General features: G+C 68.9%; 2 protein-coding genes. Both read right to left on the minus strand.

Annotation, left to right across the window (positions count from 1 at the left end; all coding sequences use genetic code 11):
• On the minus strand, window positions 1–870 hold an 870-nt coding region (selB, locus tag NP534_RS26600; protein ID WP_274100710.1), incomplete at its 3' end, for a selenocysteine-specific translation elongation factor.
• A complete protein-coding gene (gene selA, locus NP534_RS26605) occupies window positions 867–2,294 on the minus strand; it encodes an L-seryl-tRNA(Sec) selenium transferase (protein ID WP_274100711.1) in 1,428 nt (475 codons plus the stop codon). The genes selB and selA, both read right to left, overlap by 4 nt.
• Window positions 2,295–2,322 lie beyond the last annotated feature (28 nt).

The raw sequence follows: 2,322 nt of genomic DNA on the forward strand, positions 1-2,322 counted from the left end.
GCTGAAATGCTCGAACGGGCGGGGCTCGCCGGCAAGCAGCGTGAGCTCGATATCCACCCGGACACTGGGCGCATGCAGCCACTCGGGCACCAGCCAGTCACCCCGGTGTACCTGCTCGACCGCCAGCCGCTCGGCCGCGATGTTCAACGCCACCCGCTGGCCCGCTTCGGCCACCAGCGCCGCTTGGCTCTGCGCATGCAGGCCACGCACGCGCACGGGTTTGCCCGCCTTGCCCAACAGCAAGGTATCGCCGGCACGGACCTGGCCGGCCAATGCCGTGCCGGTGACCACCACGCCGGCACCGGAGACGGCGAAAGCACGGTCAATGGCCAAGCGAAAACCACCGCGCACACTGCGCTGCCGCACCCGCCCTTGAGCCTGCAGCAGCGCCTGGCGCAACGCCGCCACCCCCTCGCCCGTGACGCTGGAAAGGGCAAACTGCGGCGCGCCCGCATAAGGCCCGGGCGCCAGCAGCGCGGCAACCTGCGCTTGCACCTCCGCCACCCGCGCGGGCGCTACCCGGTCGCACTTGCTGACCGCCACCAGTGCCTGGGGGATGCCCAGCAATTGAATGATCGCCAGGTGCTCGCGAGTCTGCGGCATGACGCCGTCGTCCGCGGCCACCACCAGCAACACCAGGTCGATGCCGTGGGCACCCGCCAGCATGTTGTGGATAAAACGTTCGTGGCCGGGGACGTCGATGAAGCCGGTCAGTGGCGCACCTTCGGCCAGGGCTGCATAGCGGTAGCCGAGATCGATGGTCATGCCGCGCTCGCGCTCTTCCTGGCGATGGTCACCCGCCTGCCCGGTCAGGGCGTGCAGCAGCGCGGTCTTGCCGTGGTCGATATGGCCGGCGGTGCCAACGATCACTGCACCGGCCCCAGTTGCAGGGCCGGCAGTTGCGCCAACCACTGGGCTTCGTCGTCCAACTGGCGCAGGTCGAGCCACAGTGCATCGTCGTCGATGCGCCCAAGCACCGGTACCGGAAGGTTGCGCAAGGCCCGCTCCAACACATGCAGGCTACGCCCGCGCAGCTTCTTCGACACCCGCGGGCGCAGGCACAGCGCGGCGCTGGGCAGGCGTGCAACCGGCTGGCTGCCGCTGCCGATCATGCCCAATGTCGGCTCCACGCTGACGGCCCACTGTGCGTCGAGGCGAGCCTTGAGTTCCGGTGCCAGGCGCTCGGCCTGGGCCTGGATTTCGGCCTGGCTGCGGGTCAGCAGGCGCAGGCTGGGCAGGCGCTCGGCCAGCCGGTCGGGGTTGCGGTACAGCGCCAGCACCGCCTCAAGCGCGGCGAGGGTGATCTTGTCGACGCGCAGCGCGCGTTTGAGGGGGTTTTTCTTGATCTTGGCGATCAGCGCCTTGCGCCCGACGATGATCCCGGCCTGCGGGCCGCCCAGCAGCTTGTCGCCGCTGAAGGTGACGATATCGGCGCCGTCGGCCAGGGCCTGGCGCACGGTCGGTTCGGCGGGCAGGCCCCAGCGAGTCATATCGAGCAGGCTGCCACTGCCCAGGTCTTCGAGCAGGGGCAGGTCATGTTGGTGGGCAATGTGCGCGAGTTCGGCGGTGGGCACCTGAGTGGTGAAGCCCTGGATGCTGTAGTTGCTGCAGTGCACGCGCATCAGCAGGCCGGTACGCGGGTTGATCGCGCCTTCGTAGTCGCGGGCATGGGTGCGGTTGGTGGTGCCGACTTCGTGCAGGCGCACGCCGGCGCGGGCCATGATGTCGGGGATGCGGAAGGCACCGCCGATCTCGATCAGCTCGCCCCGGGAGATGATGCCCTCCTTGCGCGCGCCCAGGCTGTTAAGCGCCAGCAGCACGGCGGCAGCGTTGTTGTTGACCACGGTGACGGCTTCAGCGCCGGTCAGCTCGCGGATCAGCCCTTCGATCAGGTCGTCGCGGTCACCGCGCTTGCCGGTGGCCAGGTCGAACTCCAGGTTGAGCGGGTAGCGGGCGGCGGTCTGCATGGCTTCGATGGCTTCTTCCGGCAACAAGGCGCGGCCGAGGTTGGTGTGCAGCACGGTGCCAGTGAGGTTGAACACGCGGCGGACCTGGCTACGTTGCTGGGTGGCCAGGCGCTCGCCGGTGCGCCCCAACAGCACGTCTGCGGCCAGTTCGGCGGTGCTGAGTTGGCCTTGGCGGGTGGGTTCGCGCAGGTCGTCGAGCAGTTGGCGCAGCGTATTCAACACGGCGTCGCGGCCATGGCGGTCGATCAGCGGGAGGCAGGCCGGGTGGCGCAGGAGGGTGTCGATGGAAGGCAGGCGTGGGGCGTTATCGGCGAGGCTTGAAGACATCAGGTACTACCTTGAGCTGGTCCGTTGT

Origin of the sequence: Pseudomonas sp. 39004 (assembly GCF_028682155.1) — a bacterium.
Lineage (GTDB): Bacteria > Pseudomonadota > Gammaproteobacteria > Pseudomonadales > Pseudomonadaceae > Aquipseudomonas > Aquipseudomonas capeferrum.